The sequence below is a fragment of the Tessaracoccus zhenghani genome (genome assembly GCF_054552775.1).
Window position 1 is genome coordinate 1,374,459 of record NZ_CM137275.1, and the last position, 16,476, is coordinate 1,390,934.

Annotated in this window: 15 protein-coding genes, 1 tRNA gene and 1 pseudogene; 3 read left to right on the forward strand and 14 right to left on the reverse strand. The window is 67.8% G+C overall.

Features of this window, described 5'->3' with window-relative positions; translation table 11 throughout:
* Positions 1-31: 31 nt before the first annotated feature.
* The gene (rplJ, locus tag ACX1DX_RS06625) at positions 32-649 is read right to left on the reverse strand and encodes a 50S ribosomal protein L10 (protein ID WP_182763808.1); all 618 of its coding nucleotides are present in this window, start codon (positions 647-649) and stop codon (positions 32-34) included.
* Between the two features lie 337 nt (positions 650-986).
* Between rplJ and ACX1DX_RS06630 the strand changes: the two genes are divergently transcribed.
* The 3 genes from ACX1DX_RS06630 to ACX1DX_RS06640 all read left to right on the forward strand — a co-directional run bounded on the left by ACX1DX_RS06630 (position 987) and on the right by ACX1DX_RS06640 (position 3,603).
* A complete protein-coding gene (locus tag ACX1DX_RS06630; protein ID WP_459398026.1) occupies positions 987-1,889 on the forward strand; it encodes an ABC transporter substrate-binding protein in 903 nt (300 codons plus the stop codon).
* Positions 1,890-2,029: 140 nt separating this feature from the next.
* Complete coding sequence (locus tag ACX1DX_RS06635) at positions 2,030-2,836, forward strand: amino acid ABC transporter permease (protein ID WP_459398188.1); 807 nt, start codon at positions 2,030-2,032, stop codon at positions 2,834-2,836.
* 14 nt (positions 2,837-2,850) lie between these two features.
* Positions 2,851-3,603, forward strand: a complete 753-nt coding sequence (locus ACX1DX_RS06640; RefSeq protein ID WP_182764231.1) for an amino acid ABC transporter ATP-binding protein — start codon at positions 2,851-2,853, stop codon at positions 3,601-3,603.
* Positions 3,604-3,720: 117 nt separating this feature from the next.
* Here ACX1DX_RS06640 and ACX1DX_RS06645 read toward each other — a convergent pair whose 3' ends face one another.
* The 13 genes and pseudogenes from ACX1DX_RS06645 to ACX1DX_RS06705 all read right to left on the reverse strand — a co-directional run bounded on the left by ACX1DX_RS06645 (position 3,721) and on the right by ACX1DX_RS06705 (position 16,469).
* Positions 3,721-3,867, reverse strand: coding sequence for a hypothetical protein (locus ACX1DX_RS06645; protein WP_182763810.1), 147 nt, complete (start codon positions 3,865-3,867; stop codon positions 3,721-3,723).
* 250 nt (positions 3,868-4,117) lie between these two features.
* A pseudogene (locus ACX1DX_RS06650) lies at positions 4,118-5,475 on the reverse strand (arylsulfatase).
* 170 nt (positions 5,476-5,645) lie between these two features.
* Positions 5,646-6,284 (reverse strand): pyroglutamyl-peptidase I, encoded by a 639-nt coding sequence (locus tag ACX1DX_RS06655; RefSeq protein WP_459398027.1) that lies wholly within the window; start codon positions 6,282-6,284, stop codon positions 5,646-5,648.
* A gap of 83 nt (positions 6,285-6,367) precedes the next feature.
* Positions 6,368-7,069: a 50S ribosomal protein L1 gene (gene rplA / locus ACX1DX_RS06660; protein WP_459398028.1), complete on the reverse strand. Its 702-nt coding sequence runs from the start codon at positions 7,067-7,069 to the stop codon at positions 6,368-6,370.
* A 98-nt stretch (positions 7,070-7,167) separates the two neighbouring features.
* Complete coding sequence (gene rplK / locus ACX1DX_RS06665; RefSeq protein WP_076060749.1) at positions 7,168-7,599, reverse strand: 50S ribosomal protein L11; 432 nt, start codon at positions 7,597-7,599, stop codon at positions 7,168-7,170.
* Between the two features lie 60 nt (positions 7,600-7,659).
* A complete protein-coding gene (nusG, locus tag ACX1DX_RS06670; protein ID WP_182763814.1) occupies positions 7,660-8,460 on the reverse strand; it encodes a transcription termination/antitermination protein NusG in 801 nt (266 codons plus the stop codon).
* 4 nt (positions 8,461-8,464) lie between these two features.
* Positions 8,465-8,959: a preprotein translocase subunit SecE gene (gene secE, locus ACX1DX_RS06675; RefSeq protein ID WP_245243951.1), complete on the reverse strand. Its 495-nt coding sequence runs from the start codon at positions 8,957-8,959 to the stop codon at positions 8,465-8,467.
* Between the two features lie 84 nt (positions 8,960-9,043).
* A tRNA-Trp gene (locus tag ACX1DX_RS06680) sits at positions 9,044-9,116 on the reverse strand.
* Positions 9,117-9,243: 127 nt separating this feature from the next.
* A complete protein-coding gene (locus tag ACX1DX_RS06685) occupies positions 9,244-9,900 on the reverse strand; it encodes a response regulator (protein WP_245243953.1) in 657 nt (218 codons plus the stop codon).
* 9 nt (positions 9,901-9,909) lie between these two features.
* Positions 9,910-11,139, reverse strand: coding sequence for a sensor histidine kinase (locus ACX1DX_RS06690; RefSeq protein WP_459398029.1), 1,230 nt, complete (start codon positions 11,137-11,139; stop codon positions 9,910-9,912).
* 84 nt (positions 11,140-11,223) lie between these two features.
* The gene (locus tag ACX1DX_RS06695) at positions 11,224-12,693 is read right to left on the reverse strand and encodes a DEAD/DEAH box helicase (protein WP_459398030.1); all 1,470 of its coding nucleotides are present in this window, start codon (positions 12,691-12,693) and stop codon (positions 11,224-11,226) included.
* 169 nt (positions 12,694-12,862) lie between these two features.
* Positions 12,863-14,683 carry an ABC transporter ATP-binding protein gene (locus tag ACX1DX_RS06700; protein ID WP_459398031.1) on the reverse strand — a complete coding sequence of 607 codons (1,821 nt, stop codon included), beginning with the start codon at positions 14,681-14,683 and terminating at the stop codon, positions 12,863-12,865.
* Positions 14,673-16,469, reverse strand: a complete 1,797-nt coding sequence (locus ACX1DX_RS06705; protein ID WP_459398032.1) for an ABC transporter ATP-binding protein — start codon at positions 16,467-16,469, stop codon at positions 14,673-14,675. The genes ACX1DX_RS06700 and ACX1DX_RS06705 overlap by 11 nt, the downstream gene beginning before the upstream one ends.
* Between the last annotated feature and the right edge of the window lie 7 nt (positions 16,470-16,476).

The following is a 16,476-nucleotide window of genomic DNA, read 5'->3' on the forward strand; positions in this document are numbered from 1 at the left end:
AGATTGGTCCGCAGCGTGCGGAACAGTGTTGTTATTCCGCAGCTTCCGCTGCTTCAGGTGCCGCTTCCGCGGCGGGGGTCTCGTCCGTGGCTTCGGTGGCCGGCGCGGAGCCAGCACCACCGATCAAGGAGGGGTCAGCCTGTGCGGCGTCGCGCAGCGCGCCGAGCACGCGAGCGCCCTGCGACAGCGGGGCAGCCAGCATGTAGGCGGCCTTGGCCAGGTTGGCCTGGAGCGCGCCTGCCATCTTGGCCAGCAGAACCTCGCGGGATTCGAGGTCTGCCAGCTTCAGAACAGCCTGGGCGTCGAGGAACTTGCCTTCCAGGACACCACCCTTGATTGCCAGAGACGGATTTGCCTTCGCGAAGTCACGCAGCCCCTTGGTGGCGGCTGCGATGTCACCCGTGACGAAAGCGATAGCCGTGGGGCCGGTGAGGGTCTCGTCGAGCCCTTCGATTCCGGCTTCCTTGGCAGCGATCGCCGTCAGGGTGTTCTTCGCAACGGCGTAGGTGGCGTTCTCACCGAGCGAACGGCGCAGCTGCTTGAGCTGCGCCACGGTGAGACCGCGGTACTCGGTCAGCACTGCCGCTTCGGACTTGCTGAAAGCCTCAGCCAGTTCCGAAACCTTGGCAGCCTTATCCGGCCTCGCCATATGAGTCTCCTTCCGGTCTAACACCTCTGCCCGCCGTGACGGGCGGCCCGAGGGCCGAAGTGACGCAAGACACAAAAACGCCCCGGCGCTCAGGCGGCGCGGGGCGGACAGGTATAACCTATTCTTCTCACGTTCACCTGCGCGGGTGCCATGTGGCTTTATGGCTGTTGAGCCACCTGCGGTCTTCGGCTCCCGAAACGATACCGGATGCCCACCCGGGCGCCAAATCGTCGGCGCCGGCCACCCCTGGGGCCGCACCCAATGCAGTCCCAGAGGCCTCGTCCATTAAGATTTGGCAGTTGAATCATCCCGTCTCCGCCTTGAGAGAAGAACTGACATGCGCCGAATCCTCGCCGCCAGCCTGCTGGCCGCACTCACGCTGACCGCCTGTGGCGGGCAGGACGCCTCCGGGCCCGCCGACGCCGCCGACTCCACGGACCGCAGCCACGACGTGTCCGGCGTCCAGAAGGTGGACGAGATCGCGGCCCTGCTGCCCGCCGCCGTCGCCGACAAGGGCACCCTGGTCGTCGGTGCCGCCGTGGACTACGCCCCGGCCGAGTTCCGCGCCGATGACCTGCAGACCGCCATCGGCTACGACGTCGACCTCAGCAAGGCGCTCGGCAACGTGCTGGGCCTCGAGGCCGAGGTCGTCGACGGCGAGTTCGCCTCGCTGCTGGCCGGCATGGGCTCGAAGTACGACATCGGCATCTCGTCGTTCACCATCACCCCCGAGCGCACCGCCAGCTACAACATGATCAGCTACATCACGGTCGGGTCCAGCTTCGCCGTCAAGAAGGGAAACCCCGACGGCCTCAACCCCGACGACGTGTGCGGCAAGGCCATCGGGGTCCAGACCGGCACATGGCAGGAGGAGGAGCTCGGCATGTTCAACGAGGAGTGCACCGCCGCCGGCAAGGACGCCATCGAGGTCCTCTCCTACCCCCGGCAGAGCGACGTGACCACCAATGTGGTGGGCGGCAAGGCCGACGCTTTCTACGCCGACTCCACCGTGGCCGGCTACTCCGTGGCCATCACCGGTGACCAGCTCGAGGTCGTCGGTGACGTCCGCGACGCGGCCCCGCAGGGCATCGTCGTGCCGCAGGACGATGCGGCCCTCACCGAAGCCGTGCAGAAGGCCATGCAGCACCTCATGGACGACGGCACCTGGCAGGCCATCCTCGATTCCTGGGGTGTCGACGAGGCCGCGCTGGACACTGCTGAACTGAACCCGGAGGGCTGATCCCCGTGCCCACCCGACCGGAGTTGATCCGCGCACGCCCTGTGCCCAGACCCAGCGTCTGGATCTGGGCGGCCATCGTCCTGGTGCTGTTCGCCCTTCTGGTCTACAGCCTGTTCACGAACCCCAACTACCGCTGGGACGTGGTCGGCCAGTACCTGTTCGACGCGCGGGTCATCTCCGGTGTGGGCTGGACCCTCATCCTGACGGTCCTCGCCATGGCGCTGGGCATCCTGCTGGCGGTCACCACCGCCATCATGCGGATGGGCACCAATCCCATCCTCCGCGCGGTGGCCTACGTCTACATCTGGTTCTTCCGCGGGACCCCCATCTACACCCAGCTGGTGTTCTGGGGCCTCATCGCGGTGCTGTACCCCCGAATGGGGGTGCCGTTCGGCCCCGAGTGGCTGCAGTTCGACACGCAGGACGTCATCAACGCCACCGTCGCAGCCGTGCTCGGCCTGGGCCTCAATGAGGGCGCCTACCTCTCGGAGATCGTGCGCGGGGGGCTCAGCTCCGTGGACAAGGGCCAGTGGGAGGCGTCGACCGCGCTGGGCATGAAGCGATCGACGACGCTGCGTCGCATCGTCATCCCGCAGGCCATGCGGGTGATCGTGCCGCCCACGGGCAACGAGACCATTTCCATGCTGAAGACCACCTCGCTCGTGCTGGCGGTGCCGTTCTCGCTGGAGCTGACGTTCGTCACCAACGCCATCGGCAACAAGAGCTTCCTGCCCGTGCCGCTGCTGATCGTCGCCGCCATCTGGTACCTGAGCATCACCTCGGTGCTGATGGTGGGGCAGGCGCGCCTGGAGCGCTACTACGGCCGGGGCTTCGACAACTCGGAGACCTCCGGCGGCGGCAGAGCCAAGGGCGTCTCGAAGAAGCAGCAGGCCATCCTCGCCTCCGGTACCGTCCATGAAGACCCCAATCTGGAGGTGACCCCGTGACCACCGCAACCCCCATGGTCGACATCCAGGGCGTGCACAAGTTCTTCGGTGAACTGCACGTCCTCAAGGGCATCGACCTCCAGGTGCAGAGGGGCGAGGTGTGCGTCGTGCTGGGCCCCTCAGGCTCCGGCAAATCCACCCTCATCCGCTGCATCAACGAACTGGAGCAGATCAGCGCCGGCCGCCTCTACGTCGACGGCGACCTCATGGGTCTCCGCGAGGTCGACGGGGTGCTGCACAGGCTCAGCGACAAGCAGATCGCCAAGCAGCGCGAGCGCGTCGGCATGGTGTTCCAGCGTTTCAACCTCTTCCCCCACATGACCGCGCGCGAGAACGTGATGGAGGCCCCCAGACAGGTCCGCGGCCTCGGGAAGGCCGAAGCCGCCACGCTGGCCGACGAACAGTTGGCCCGCGTCGGACTCTCGGACCGAGCCGACCACTACCCCGCCCAGCTCTCCGGTGGCCAGCAGCAGCGCGTGGCCATAGCCCGCGCCCTCGCGATGCAGCCGGACCTGATGCTGTTCGACGAGCCCACCTCCGCGCTCGACCCGGAGCTGGTGGGCGAAGTGCTCAGCGTGATGAAAGAACTTGCCGCCAGCGGCATGACGATGGTCGTGGTGACCCACGAGGTCGGCTTCGCCCGTGAGGTCGCGGACCAGGTGGTGTTCATGGACGACGGCGTGATCGTCGAACGCGGCACCCCCCGCGATGTCATCGACAACCCACAACAGCAGCGCACCGCGGAGTTCTTCGCCAAGGTCCTCTGAGGCCCCCTCCCCTGGTCACTGCGGACGCTCACGGCGAGAATTCTTCACCCGCCGTCACGCAACAAGGCCCCGGTCGATCCGTAGATCGCCGGGGCCTCGGAGTGGGACCAGGGGTGGTTACCAGACCCTGGTGCCCTTACCGCCGCGCATGGGGACGAAGTTGAGGATCAGGCCAACCACGATCAGGATGATTCCGATCCAGGTGAGGATCGAGATGTTCGCGATCAGGCCAATGATGAGGAGGATGATTCCGAGTACTACCATGATGGCCAACCCCTTCGGTTGATGGTCTTTCCAAGCGGGGTACCGCTCTTCCCAACTAGCTTTCCGGTGTTGGAGAGCGGGGCAACACATCCAAATGGGTGAGTTGCCCCGGTGTAATTTGCGGTACCCGACGTGGGGTCTCAGAGCCTCACAGGTTCCTCCACCCACGATGCCTCGCTGCGGACCTCTCGCCCGACGACCAGTTCACCGTCGACGCCAAACCCCTCCTCGCGCTCGGAGAGATGGCGGATCAGACGCTGCCGCCAGTGCCCAACTCGACCGCTCGTGCTGCGTCATGGGAGAGGTCCTGCAGCTCGGTGGGATCGGCGTCGAGGTCGAAGAACTCTTGGATGCCTGATCCGGACCACCACACGAACTTGCGGTGGCCATCCGTCACCCAGTGCATCGACTCCCACCCCTGCATGCTGTAGGTGTGCTCGCCGTGGATCTCCTCGCGCCATGACACCTCTTCACCCCGGATCAGGGGCAGGACACTGGCGCCGTCGAGCGAATCGGGGATCTCGGCACCGGCGATGTCGAGGATCGTCGGCATGACGTCGCGCAGTTCCACCACCTCGTCGACGGTGGACACCACCTTCTCGCCACCGGGGAGGCGCAGGATGAACGGGATGCGCGCGCTGCCCTCATACCCGACCGACTTCCGGTAGAAGTGGTGATCACCCAGCATGTCGCCGTGATCGGAGACGAACATGATCGCGGTGTTGCGAAGGAGGTCGAAGTCGCTCAGCGCCTCGACCATCCGGTTGAGTTGGTGGTCAATCTGGGTGATGAGCCCGAAATAACCGGCAAGGGCCCGACGGCGCACCTCAGGTCGCTGTTTCCCCAAGGAGGCGTCTGCCAGATGGTCACGCCGGTAGTCGGCGAACCGGTCGACCCAGTCCCCTACCGGCGCTTCCCCCAGGTCAGCGTCCAGGTACTGATCCAATGCCCAGGCAGGAGGGTCGTAGGGTGCGTGGTGCGGTGGAAGGACAGATACAGGAAGAAGGGCATCGTCGGATCTCGGCGGTGGAGCCAGTCAACGGCTTCAGACATGATCCACGACGTGGGGTGGTAGGCCTCATCCTTGTCCCACGGCCTGGCCATCATCGAGTTGCACCCCACCCCGTGGTCCGTTTCAGCGGCCGCCGCCATGCCCGGCTGCCTGCGCAACCAGGTGCTGTAGTCGTCGATGAGTTGCAGGTTGCGCCCAGCCCTCTGGCGGGCGAAGTGCAGGAAGCCATCATGCAGCCTGACATCGTCGAAGCCGATGCGGTCGCGTTCGGGGTAGACGTGCATCTTGCCGATGGCCTGCGTCTGGTATCCCGCCCGACCGAGTTCACGGGGCAGCGTGGTCTCATACAGGTCGCTGAAGGCCACCCCCTCGCGGTACCCGTACCGGCCGTGCGACTCCTGGTTCAGGCCGGTCATGAGCCCCACCCGAGCCGGCACGCAGGTCGGCACCGCCGAGTAGGCGTGCGGGAACGTCGTTCCTTCGGCCGCCAGGGTGTCCAGGTAGGGCGTCTGGACAACGGGGTGACCGGCGCCGGACATCGCGTCACCGCGCATCTGGTCGACGCAGACCAGGATGATGTTGGTCCGCTCGGTCATCCCCCCACCGCCCCGGAACGAGGCTGTGAAGGCAGACCGGTGACGAGAAGAGGGGTCATGCGCTGTGCTCCTGTGCACTCGATGCTGCTGGCTAGACGATTCACCGTGCGCAGCAGCACTGTCAAGCCCGACGGTGAAATGCGCAGGCGGGTCGGCTGGAGCGCTGCAGGCTACCCGGGGGTCGCGGAGAGGATGACGACCGCAACGGCGGCGCGCAATGCCGCAATGACTTCCTGGAGGGAGAGAGGTTCCTCGACTGCACGGCCCAGCACCGGCCCGTCCGTCTCGGATCCCACCAGTGCCGTCCCCGCTGCCCGGACCGCGGGCACGTGGATGAAGCCCGCAGGACCGTCGAAGCAGGTCAGCGCCGCACGGAACGTGGCGTTGCAGACATAGCGGCCGGCGTCGTCGCTGACCTCGGCCGCCACGCCTGCGGCGCGCACGGCCCGGACGATCCCGTCCACGTCCAGCCGTGACGGCAGACGCGGCGCGAGGTCGTCGATGGGCCCGGACGGTTGGGCGCCGTCATTGTCCGGGATGCGCGCCTGCCGCTCGTTGACCGCCCAGCGTTCGGGTGTGACGACGGGTCGGCCACCGGCCTCGCCGACACAGATCACGGCGTCCGGCCGCACCGCTCGGATCGATGCTTCCAGAGCATGAGGGGCCCGCTCGAACGACACCGGCAGGATCACTGTGTGCAACTCCACCGAGGGATCCCACCATGTGGCCCCGAGTTCACGGACGGCGTCGCCGCTCGCGTTGGCCGTGTCGCCACCGAACGGCTCGAACCCGGAAACAAGAATGCGCATGGGTGTCACTATGACACCCATGCGCATTCTGCGGAGCGGGAGGCCCGTTCACCCGGCCGCGAGCGGCTGGGGAATGGGACCGATCAGGCCTCGGCGGGCTTGAGGGCCGAGCCGTCGATGCTGACGGACGGGCTCATGGTGGCCGAGACGGCGACCTTGCGGAGGTAGCGGCCCTTGGCTGCGGCCGGCTTCAGGCGGAGGACCTCGTCGAGGACGGCGAAGTAGTTCTCAGCGAGCTGCTGCTCCGTGAAGGAGGCGCGGCCGATGATGAACTGGAGGTTCGCGTGACGGTCCACGCGGAACTCGATCTTGCCGCCCTTGATGTCGGCGACGGCCTTGCCGGTGTCCATGGTGACGGTGCCGGTCTTGGGGTTCGGCATCAGGCCACGGGGACCGAGGACGCGGCCCAGACGGCCGACCTTGCCCATGAGGTCAGGGGTGGCGACGACTGCGTCGAAGTCGAGGTAGCCGCCGGCCACCTTCTCGATCAGATCGTCGGTGCCGACCTCGTCAGCACCCGCCGCGCGTGCGGCGTCAGCCTTGTCACCGGCGGCGAAGACGAGGACCCGTGCCGTCTTGCCAGTGCCGTGCGGAAGGTTGATGGTGCCGCGGACCAACTGGTCCGCCTTGCGGGGGTCGACGCCGAGGCGCATGGCCACGTCGATCGACTCGTCGAACTTGGCCGTTGCCATCTCCTTGACGAGGCGGATGGCCTCTTCAGGGCTGTAGGCCTGGCCTTCGGCGCGCTTCTCGGCGGCCGCCTTGTATGCCTTGCTGTGCTTCATGCTGGTTCCTTGTGTTTGTGCCGGGCTCATGACCCGGTCCACCAGTTCTGGTGTGGGGAGCACTCCCCTACCAGGGATGTGTGTGTTCGGGCTTCAGATCACTCGGAGACGGTGACGCCCATGGAGCGGGCGGTGCCTTCGACGATCTTCATGGCGGCCTCGACGTCATTGGCGTTGAGGTCCGGCAGCTTGGTGGTGGCGATCTCGCGGACCTGGTCCTTGGTGATCTTGCCGACCTTGTCAGCCAACGGGTTGGCCGAACCGGACTTGAGACCCGCCGCCTTCTTGATCAGCTCGGACGCCGGGGGCGTCTTCGTGATGAAGGTGAACGTGCGGTCCTCGTAGATCGTGATCTCGACGGGGATGATGTTGCCGCGCTGGGATTCGGTCTGGGCGTTGTACGCCTTCACGAATTCCATGATGTTGACGCCGTGGGGGCCGAGAGCGGTACCGACCGGCGGGGCAGGCGTGGCTGCGCCGGCCTGCAGGGCGACCTTGACGAGCGCCGCAACCTTCTTCTTGGGAGGCATGGGTGGGTCCTTTACCTATACGGATGGATGGCGCGCCCGGAACAGGCGCGACGCACAATCTTAGACGACCTTCTCGACCTGCTTGAAATCCAGGTCGACAGGGGTCTCGCGGCCGAGGATCTCGACGAGAGCGATGAGCCGCTGATTGTTGGCGTTGAGTTCGGTGATCGTGGCGTGCACCCCGGCAAAGGGGCCGTCCGTCACCATGACGGAATCGCCGACCGCCAAGTCGACGACTTCGACCTTCTTCTTCCGTGCGGCCTCGGAACCCGCGTGAGCGGCGTTGACCTTGGCGACCACGGAAGGAGTCAGCATGTGGAGGACCTCGTCGATCGACAGCGGCACGGGCTGCTGCCCCTGGCCGACGAAGCCGGTGACGGAGGGGGTCTGGCGGACGGCGCTCCAGGAGTCGTCGGTCAGTTCCATCCGGATGAGAACGTATCCGGGGAGGACGCAACGCGTGACGGTCTTGCGGCCGTTGTTGCGTACCTCGACGACGTCCTCGGTGGGGACGACCGTCTCGAAGATGTAGTCCTCCATGTTCAGCGTGGTGACACGAGCGTCGACGTTCTGCTTGACGCGGTTCTCCATGCCGGAGTAGGTGTGGATGACGTACCAGTCACCGAACTTGGATTCGAGTTCCTCGCGCAGCTCGTTGATGGCTGCCTCGAGGGCCTCGTCGCGGTCCTGGGAGGCCTTGTCGGCGGCCTCGTCCGGCTCTTCCTCAGCCAGTTCGGCGAGTTCGATGGTGGTGTCGTCGTCCTCGGCGACGCCCAGCGAGCCGAGGTCGATCTCCAGGTCGTCGGTGGAGGTCTCTTCGATCGGGCCGAGGTCGACCTCAAAATCAGAGTTGTCAGTCATGGATTCAGCTCCCAAACAACTGCAGCAGCGACCAGCCGAAGAAGAGATCCAGCGAGCCGACGATGGCGATCATGATCAACACGAACACCAGGACGGCGCTGAACATCGAGATCGTCTGCGGCCAGGTGGGCCACACGACCTTCTTCAGCTCGGAGCCCGACTGCTTGGCGAATTCGACCGGGTTGGAAGCCCGGTAGGGGTCATCGTGCTCAGCGAGCGCTTCGGAGCGCTTGCGGGTGACGGTGTCCTTCTTGCGGACAGGGGCCTTGACGGTACGACGGACCGGTGCCAGCGCAGCGGCGGCTTCCTGCTCCTCCGGGGTGAAGTCCTTCTCCAGCTCGCCGAGGGTGATGTCCTCGTCGGCTTCGGCGACTTCCTCTTCGGCGGCAGCCAGCGCTTCGGGATCCTCGATCTCGACGGCGTCGTCTTCGGGCGCGTCGGGCTCCCCGGGGACGAAATCTTCGTTCTCCGGTACTGCGTCGTGCGACTTGTCGCTCACGCCGTGATCCCTTCGCTTGACAAACAAAATGCCTCCGGCTCGGAAGCCGTAGGCGGGGCGAGACAGCCATTGCTGACCATCTAGCAGGGCAGGAGGGACTCGAACCCCCAACCTGCGGTTTTGGAGACCGCTGCTCTGCCAATTGAGCTACTACCCTTTGGCGGTTGGATTACCGGATGGACCGTGTCGAGTGGACACGCTCCCACCTTGGCAAATTGAACCGGTGCTCGTCCACTATAGGGGTTTTCCGTGCCTGAGTCGAACCAACCTCGACCCGCGCAGTCTCAGTGATCGACCAGTCCGTGCTGATACGCCGACACGACCACCTGCACCCGGTCACGCAACCCCATCTTGCGCAGGATCGCGCCGACGTGGGACTTGATCGTGGACTCGGAGGCGAAGATCGTCTGACCGATCTCAACGTTGCTGAGACCCTGGGCCACCAGGGCGAAGACCTCGTGTTCCTTCTCAGACAGCTGTGTGAAGCCGGCCGGCGGGGCCGGCTTCTCCTGGAAGGACGAGTCGAGCAGCGCGGCGAGGTCCTCCGGCGCGATGACGCCGTTGCCGCTGTGCACCGTGCGGATGGAATCCGTGAGCATCTGCGGGGTGATGTCCTTGAGCAGGAACCCGCTGGCGCCGTACCTGATGGCGGTGGCCGCGCGGTCGTCGAGGTTGAACGTGGTGAGCACCAGCACCTTGACGCCGGAGCCGGAGGCGACGGCGTCGCCCAGGATGCGGCGGGTGGCCTCCACGCCGTCGACCCCGGGCATGCGGATGTCCATCAGGATCACATCGGGGTCGAGCTGTGCCGCCAGCGCCACGGCCTCCTCACCGTCGGTGGCCTCCCCCACCACCTCGAGGTCGTCCTGCGCGTTGACGATGACCCGGATGGCCGAGCGGAACAGTTCCTGGTCGTCGACCAGCATGACGCGGATGGGCACGCGGTACTCCTAGTTGGTTCGCAGTGGCAGCCAGGCGGTGGCGGTGATGACCTCACCGTCGGCGCTCTGGTGCCGGTTGAGTTCGAAACTACCGCCCACGGCGCCGAGCCGCGCGCTCATCCCGGCGATCCCCCCACCGTGGAGCGCCCTGGAGAGGGTGTGCCCGCCGTCGAGGTTGCGCACCTCCATGGTGAGCCGGTCCGCCCACGTCAACGCGACGGCGATGGGCCTGCCGTGTTCGCCGTGCTTGATGGCGTTGGTGAGCATCTCCTGCAGCACCCGGTAGGCGACTGTCTCGGCGTCGGGCGGCAACGCCCGGCTCTGCCCCAGTTGGGTGACCTCGAGGTCTACGCCCGAGGCCCGCACGCTGTCCAGCAGGGCGCCCAGGCCACCGGGAGGGGCGGGCACCGACGGGTGGTCGCCGCGGGCCGCGTGCAGCACCTCGCGGATCTCCCCGAGGGAGCGGCGGGCGCACACGGCGATGTTGTTCATGGATTCGTGCAGGTCCTGGGTGTTGGTCAGGTATTGCGCTGATTCGGCCTGCATCAGGATCACGGCCAGGGAATGCCCGACGACGTCGTGGACGTCGCGAGCGAGCCTGGCGTTGGCGGCCTCGGCCGCGGCGACCCTGGTGAGGCGCTGCTCTTCCAGGACGGCGTGCTGTTGCGCCTCGATGGCCCGGGTGCGCTGCCACTCGGCGTCCTCTGCCCGGGTCTGTTGCGCGCGGACCTGCGCCGTGGAGCGTTGCCGCAGACCCAGCAACCAGGGCGCACCGAGGAAGGACGCCACGAGCCCGAAGGCGAACGCGGTGCCACCCAGCCCGAAGTACTGGTGGCCCCAGAAGAACTCCTGCCCGAGGAGGGTGCCCGCGATGAGCGCCCCGAGCGCCAACGAGACGCCGGAGACGATGACGGTGGCGCGGGACCCGAACCGCGTGGCGGTGTAGGCCAGCCATGCGCCGGCGACTATCTGGACGAGCAGCGGCAGGGGTTCGTTACCCACCATCAGCAGGAAGAGGCTGCCCGCCCAGAAGATGCCGAGCGAGGTGCCCGGCTGGCGACGGGCGATGACGAGCACAGCGACCATGAACAGCGCCCCGATGGCCCGGTCAGGGGCGGGGCTGGCGAACGCGTAGAGGAGGACGGTGGGCGCCCCGAGGACCACCGCGACGCCGAGCGCGATCCGGTCTGCGAGGAGTCCCCACGCGACACTGTCGGGACGGGCGTGGGCTGCTGGCATGAGGCCAACATACGGTGCCACGCCCGCGGACGACATCCGACTCGAGGTCAGAGGCTCTGGTACTTCCCGGCGGGGTGGGCCGGATCAGCGGCCGCGACGACGCCCGCCGCCGGCGGCGGAGAATGCTGCGGCGCCACCCGCGCGCGGCTGGCCCTCGGTGCGACGGCCACCCCCGTCACGCTGTGAGCGCGGCTGTTCCCCGCTGCGCCTGCGCTGCGCACGGGGCTGTTCCCCGCTGCGCTCGCGCTGGGATCGAGACTGCTCCCCGCTGCGGGAACTCTGGCCGGACGGCTGCTGGTCGCCGCTCGCGGCACGGCGACGCCCGCCGCCGTTGCCGCCGCGCTGCTGTTGTTGCTGGGGCTTGGCCTTGGTGATGCCGCCGGGGTACTCGCGCTCCCCGGGCGCGATCTCCAGCAGCACGGGGTGCCGCTCGTCGGCGCGCGTGAGAGTGGGCTTGACCCCTGCCTTGCGGGTCAGGTCACGCACGTCGCCGCGCTGTGCGTCCAGCATGAGGGTCACGACGGTGCCCTCGGCCCCGGCGCGCGCCGTGCGGCCGGAGCGGTGGGTGTAGGCCTTGTGCTCGACCGGGGGGTCGGCGTGGATGACCAGGGCAACGTCGTCGACGTGGATGCCGCGGGCGGCCACGTCGGTGGCGACCAGGGTCTGGGCGGTCCCGGACTGGAACGCGTGCATGGAGCGCTCACGGTCGTTCTGGCTCATGTTGCCCTGCATCTCGACGGCGGGTACGCCGGCGGCATTGAGTTGGCGGGCGAGCTTCGTCGCGCGGCGCTTGGTGCGGGTGAACACCACCGTGCGGCCGGGCGCCGCGGTGAGGTTCACCAGGACCGGGAGGTGCTGCTGGTCGCTGACGTGCAGCACGTGGTGGTGCAGGGTCGGGACGGGCGAATCCGCGGAATCGGCCTCGTGGGTCTTGGGCTGGTGCAGGAACTGCTTCACGAGCGTGTCCACGGCCTTGTCGAGGGTCGCGGAGAACAGCATCCGCTGGCCGTTCGACGGGGTGGCCGACAGCAGACGGCGCACCGACGGCAGGAAGCCGAGGTCCGCCATGTGATCTGCCTCGTCGAGGATGGTGACCTCGACGGAGCCGAGGCTCACGTGGCCCATCTCGATGAGGCTCTCCAGGCGTCCGGGGCAGGCGACGACCACGTCGACGCCCTTCGTCAGGGCGACCACCTGGGGACGCTCCTTCACGCCGCCGAAGACGGTGCGCGAGGTGAGCCCGGCGACGGCTGCCAGCGGGGCGAGGGCCTCGTCGATCTGGTTGGCCAGTTCGCGGGTGGGCGCCAGGATGAGGGCGCGGGGGCGCTTGGGCGTGCGGCGGGTGCCGCTCGCCATCAGCCGGGCGACCATGGGGAGCAGGAACGCGTACGTCTTGCCGGAGCCGGTGCGGCCGCGGCCGAGGACGTCGCGGCCCAGGAGCGAGTCCGGCAGCGTGGCGGCCTGGATGGGGGTGGGGACGGTGATGCCGCGATCCTCGAGGACGGCAGCAAGCTGTGCGGGCACGCCAAGCGCGCCGAAGGACTGAGAAGTCAAAGGGGTTCTCCCGATAGGGCGATGCAGCGGTTCTGCCCGGCGCGGAAATCTCATCCGCAGCGCGATGGCATCAAAGAAAAAGATCAGAGTTTCCCCGGAGCAGAACATCCGGGTGCTGCGTCCACAGTAGCGCGCTCAGCCCCAAACCCCCGCATCGGCGACCCGGCGGCTAGGCCAGCGACGCCAACCAGGCGGCGTGGAGGTCGGCGTAGCGGCCTCCGCCGGCGATCAGTTCCACCGGCGTGCCGTCCTCGACGATGCGGCCGTGGCTGAGCACCAGCACCCTGTCGGCGATCTCCACCGTCGAGAGCCGGTGGGCGATGATGATGGCGGTCCGGTCGGCCAGGATCGTCGACAGCGCCGCCTGGACGAGGCGTTCGGTGGGGATGTCAAGCGAGCTGGTGGCCTCGTCGAGGATCAGCACCCGCGGGTCTGCCAGGACGACGCGGGCGAAGGCGACGAGCTGGCGCTGGCCGGCGGACAACCGCGAGCCGCGCTTGCCGGTGTCGGTGGCGAACCCGTTCGGCATGGCCTCGATGAACGTGTGGGCACCGACAGAGCGGGCCGCCGCGACCACCTCGTCTCGCGTGGCTCCAGGGCGGCCGAAGGCGATGTTGTCGGCGATGGTGCCGGCGAAGATGAAGTTCTCCTGGGTGAGCAGCGTGACGTGCCGGCGCAGGGTGGCGTCGTCGAGGTCACGCACGTCGACGCCGTCGAGCCGCACGGCCCCCGCCTGCGGGTCGTAGAACCTGGCGATGAGCTTGGCGATGGTGGTCTTGCCCGCGCCGGTGGTGCCCACGAGGGCGACGGTCTGCCCGGCCGGGATGTCCAGGTCGAGGCCCGGCAGCACCGGGGCGTCCTCCACGTAGGAGAAGTCCACGCCGTGGAGGCTCACCGCTCCCCTGACGTCCGGCAGCGCGACCGGGTGCTCGGGGTCTGCCACGTCGTCATCCTCGTCCATCACGCTGGAGATCTTCTCCAGCGCGGTGAGCGCCGACTGCAGGGTGGAGATGAACTGGCTGAGGTCCTGCATGGGGTCGAAGAACATGCGCAGGTACAGCACGAAGGCGGCCATGGTGCCGATCGAGACGCTTCCCCCCACCGCGAGGTAGCCGCCGGCGAGCACCACGAGCACGATGCCGAGGTTGCCGATGAACTGGATCCCAGGCATGGCGCGGGCGAAGATGCGCATGGCGCGCACGTTGGAGTCGCGGTAGGTCAGCGCGACGTCCTCGAAGATCTCGCCGGCGCGGGGCTCGCGGCGGAACGCCTGGACGGCCTTGATGCCGGTCATGGTCTCGATGAACTGCACGATGACGATGGCCGACTGCGTGCGTACGGCGCGGAATGCGCGGGTGGAGGCGCCGGCGAACCACCGCATGAGCAGCAGGAGCGGCGGGTAGCTGAGGAAGGCGACGAGGGCCAGGCGCCAGTCGAGGCTCAGCATGATGACGCTGGAACCGAGGATGGTCAGCGCGGCGATGATCACCACGTCGAGGCCCTGCAGCACGAGTTCCTGCACGGCCTCGACGTCGCTGGTCATGCGCGACACGGCGCGTCCGGAGGTGTAGCGGTCATGGAAGCGGATGCTGAGCCGCTGGAACTTCTTGTAGAGGCGGCGGCGCAGGTCCAGCAGGATGGCGTTGCCGATCCGGCCGGAGCTGCGCAGGAAGGTGACGCGCGCTGCCACCTGGACGACGATGGCGACCGCCATCAGGCCCAGGGTGGGGAGCAGCACGCTGTCGTCGGTGAGCCCGTCGTCGAGCACGTCGCGCACGAGCACCGGCACGACCAGACGGGCGGCCGCCTCGACGACCACGACGCCGACGAGGAGCAGCAGCCAGGTGCGCCATGGGCGCACGAGGGTGGCGAGTAGCCGACGCGACGGGGCGCGCAGGCCTGCGGACGAGTCACGTTCCTCGTCGATCTCCTGCTTGACCCCCCGCCACGCGACGTTCGGGTCATCGGGGTGCTGCGGCTCAGTGCTCACCGTTGTCGCCTTCCATCGAGATGGCGTAATCGGCCGAGAGCAGTTCGCGGTACTCCGGCACGGTGGCCAGCAGTTCGCTGTGCGTGCCGGTGTGGGCGATGCGCCCCTCGACCAACATCGCCACCCGGTCCGCCAGGAGGACGGTGGACGCGCGGTGCGCCACGACGACCCCGGTGACCCCGACCAGGGTGGACATGAGGGCCTCCTCCACCTCTGCCTCGGTGTGGATGTCGAGGGCGCTGAGGGTGTCGTCGAGCACGAGCACGCGGGGCTGGACGAGGATGGCACGGGCCAGCGCCAGCCGTTGTCGCTGGCCCCCGGAGAGGCTGAGCCCCTGCTCGCCCAGACGCGTGTCGAGGCCCCAGGGAAGGTCGTGGACGAACTCCGCGCGGGCCACGCGCACTGCTTCGGTGATCTCCTCCTCAGTGGCGTCGGGACGGCCGAGCGTGAGGTTCTCGCGGGCAGACATGGAGAACAGGATGGGGTCCTCGAAGGCGGTGCCGATGAGGCTGCGCAACTGCCGCAGGTCCAGGTCGCGCAGGTCCACGCCGTCGAGCAGGATCTGGCCGCCGGTGACGTCGACAAGGCGCGGGATGAGCGAGACGAGGGTGGACTTGCCGGAGCCGGTGCCGCCCACCAGCGCCACGGTCTCCCCCGGCGCGATGTCCAGGTCCAGGTCACGCAGGGTGGGTTCCTCGGCGTCGGGGAACTGGAAGGTGACTCCGCGCAGCTGCAGGTGCCCGCGCGGCTCCGCGATCGTCTTGTCGCCGCTGACGATCGTGACCGGCGCGTCGAACACCTCCGCGACGCGGTTGGCCGCCGTCGCCGCCTCACGGGCGAAGGAGAGCAGGAAGCCGAGGCTGCCCACCGGCCACGCCAGGGACAGCAGCAGCGTCACGAACGTGACGGCCGCGCCGAGGCTGAGCCCGCCCTCGGACACCCCGTAGCTCACGCCGAACAGGACGATCAACAACAGGACCGAGGGGAAGATCTCCAGCAGCGTCCAGAGCACGGAGGCCAGGTTCATGCGCTGCACCCCGCTCTCGGCGAGCGCGGCGGCGCGCTTGTCGAAGGCCTCGAACGAATGACGGGTGCGGCCGAACGAACGGATGACGCGCACCCCGTGCAGCGACTCCTCGGCTGCCGAGGCCACGTCGCCCGTCTGGTCCTGCACCCGCCGCGAGATGCGGCCGAAGCGGCCCATGAGCGCGAACACTGCGACGACGACGGGGATGACCGAGATCAGTACCGCCACGCCCACCTGCCAGAGCGTGACCACCATGATCCCGACCACCACGACGATGTGCAGCGAGCTCATCGCCAGCATCACCAGGCCGAAGGACATGAAGCGGCGCAGCAGGCCGAGGTCGCTCATGATGCGGCTGAGCAGTTGGCCGGATTCCCACGCCTTGTGGAAGCCCAGTGGGAGGCGCTGCAACTGGTCGAAGAGGTCGAGGCGGATGTTGGCCTCGATATGCGACGTGGCGCGCGACATGATCCACCGGCGCACAAAGCTCATGAGCGCCTCGAAGGCCCCCACTCCCAGCAGCGCCAACGAGTACCAGAGCACCCCGACGACGTCGCCGCTGCGGATGGGCCCGTCGACGACGGCGCCGAGCAGCAACGGGATGGCGACGCTGGCCAGCACCTGGAGCGGAGCCAGGGCGAACGACGTGATGAACTGCGGCGCGAACGGCCGGATGTACGGGAGGAAGCGCAACACGTCTGCGCGCTTCGGGTGTGCCGCGGCCAACGCATATCGGCGGGGGGACTCGGCAGGAAGCACCGGGCCA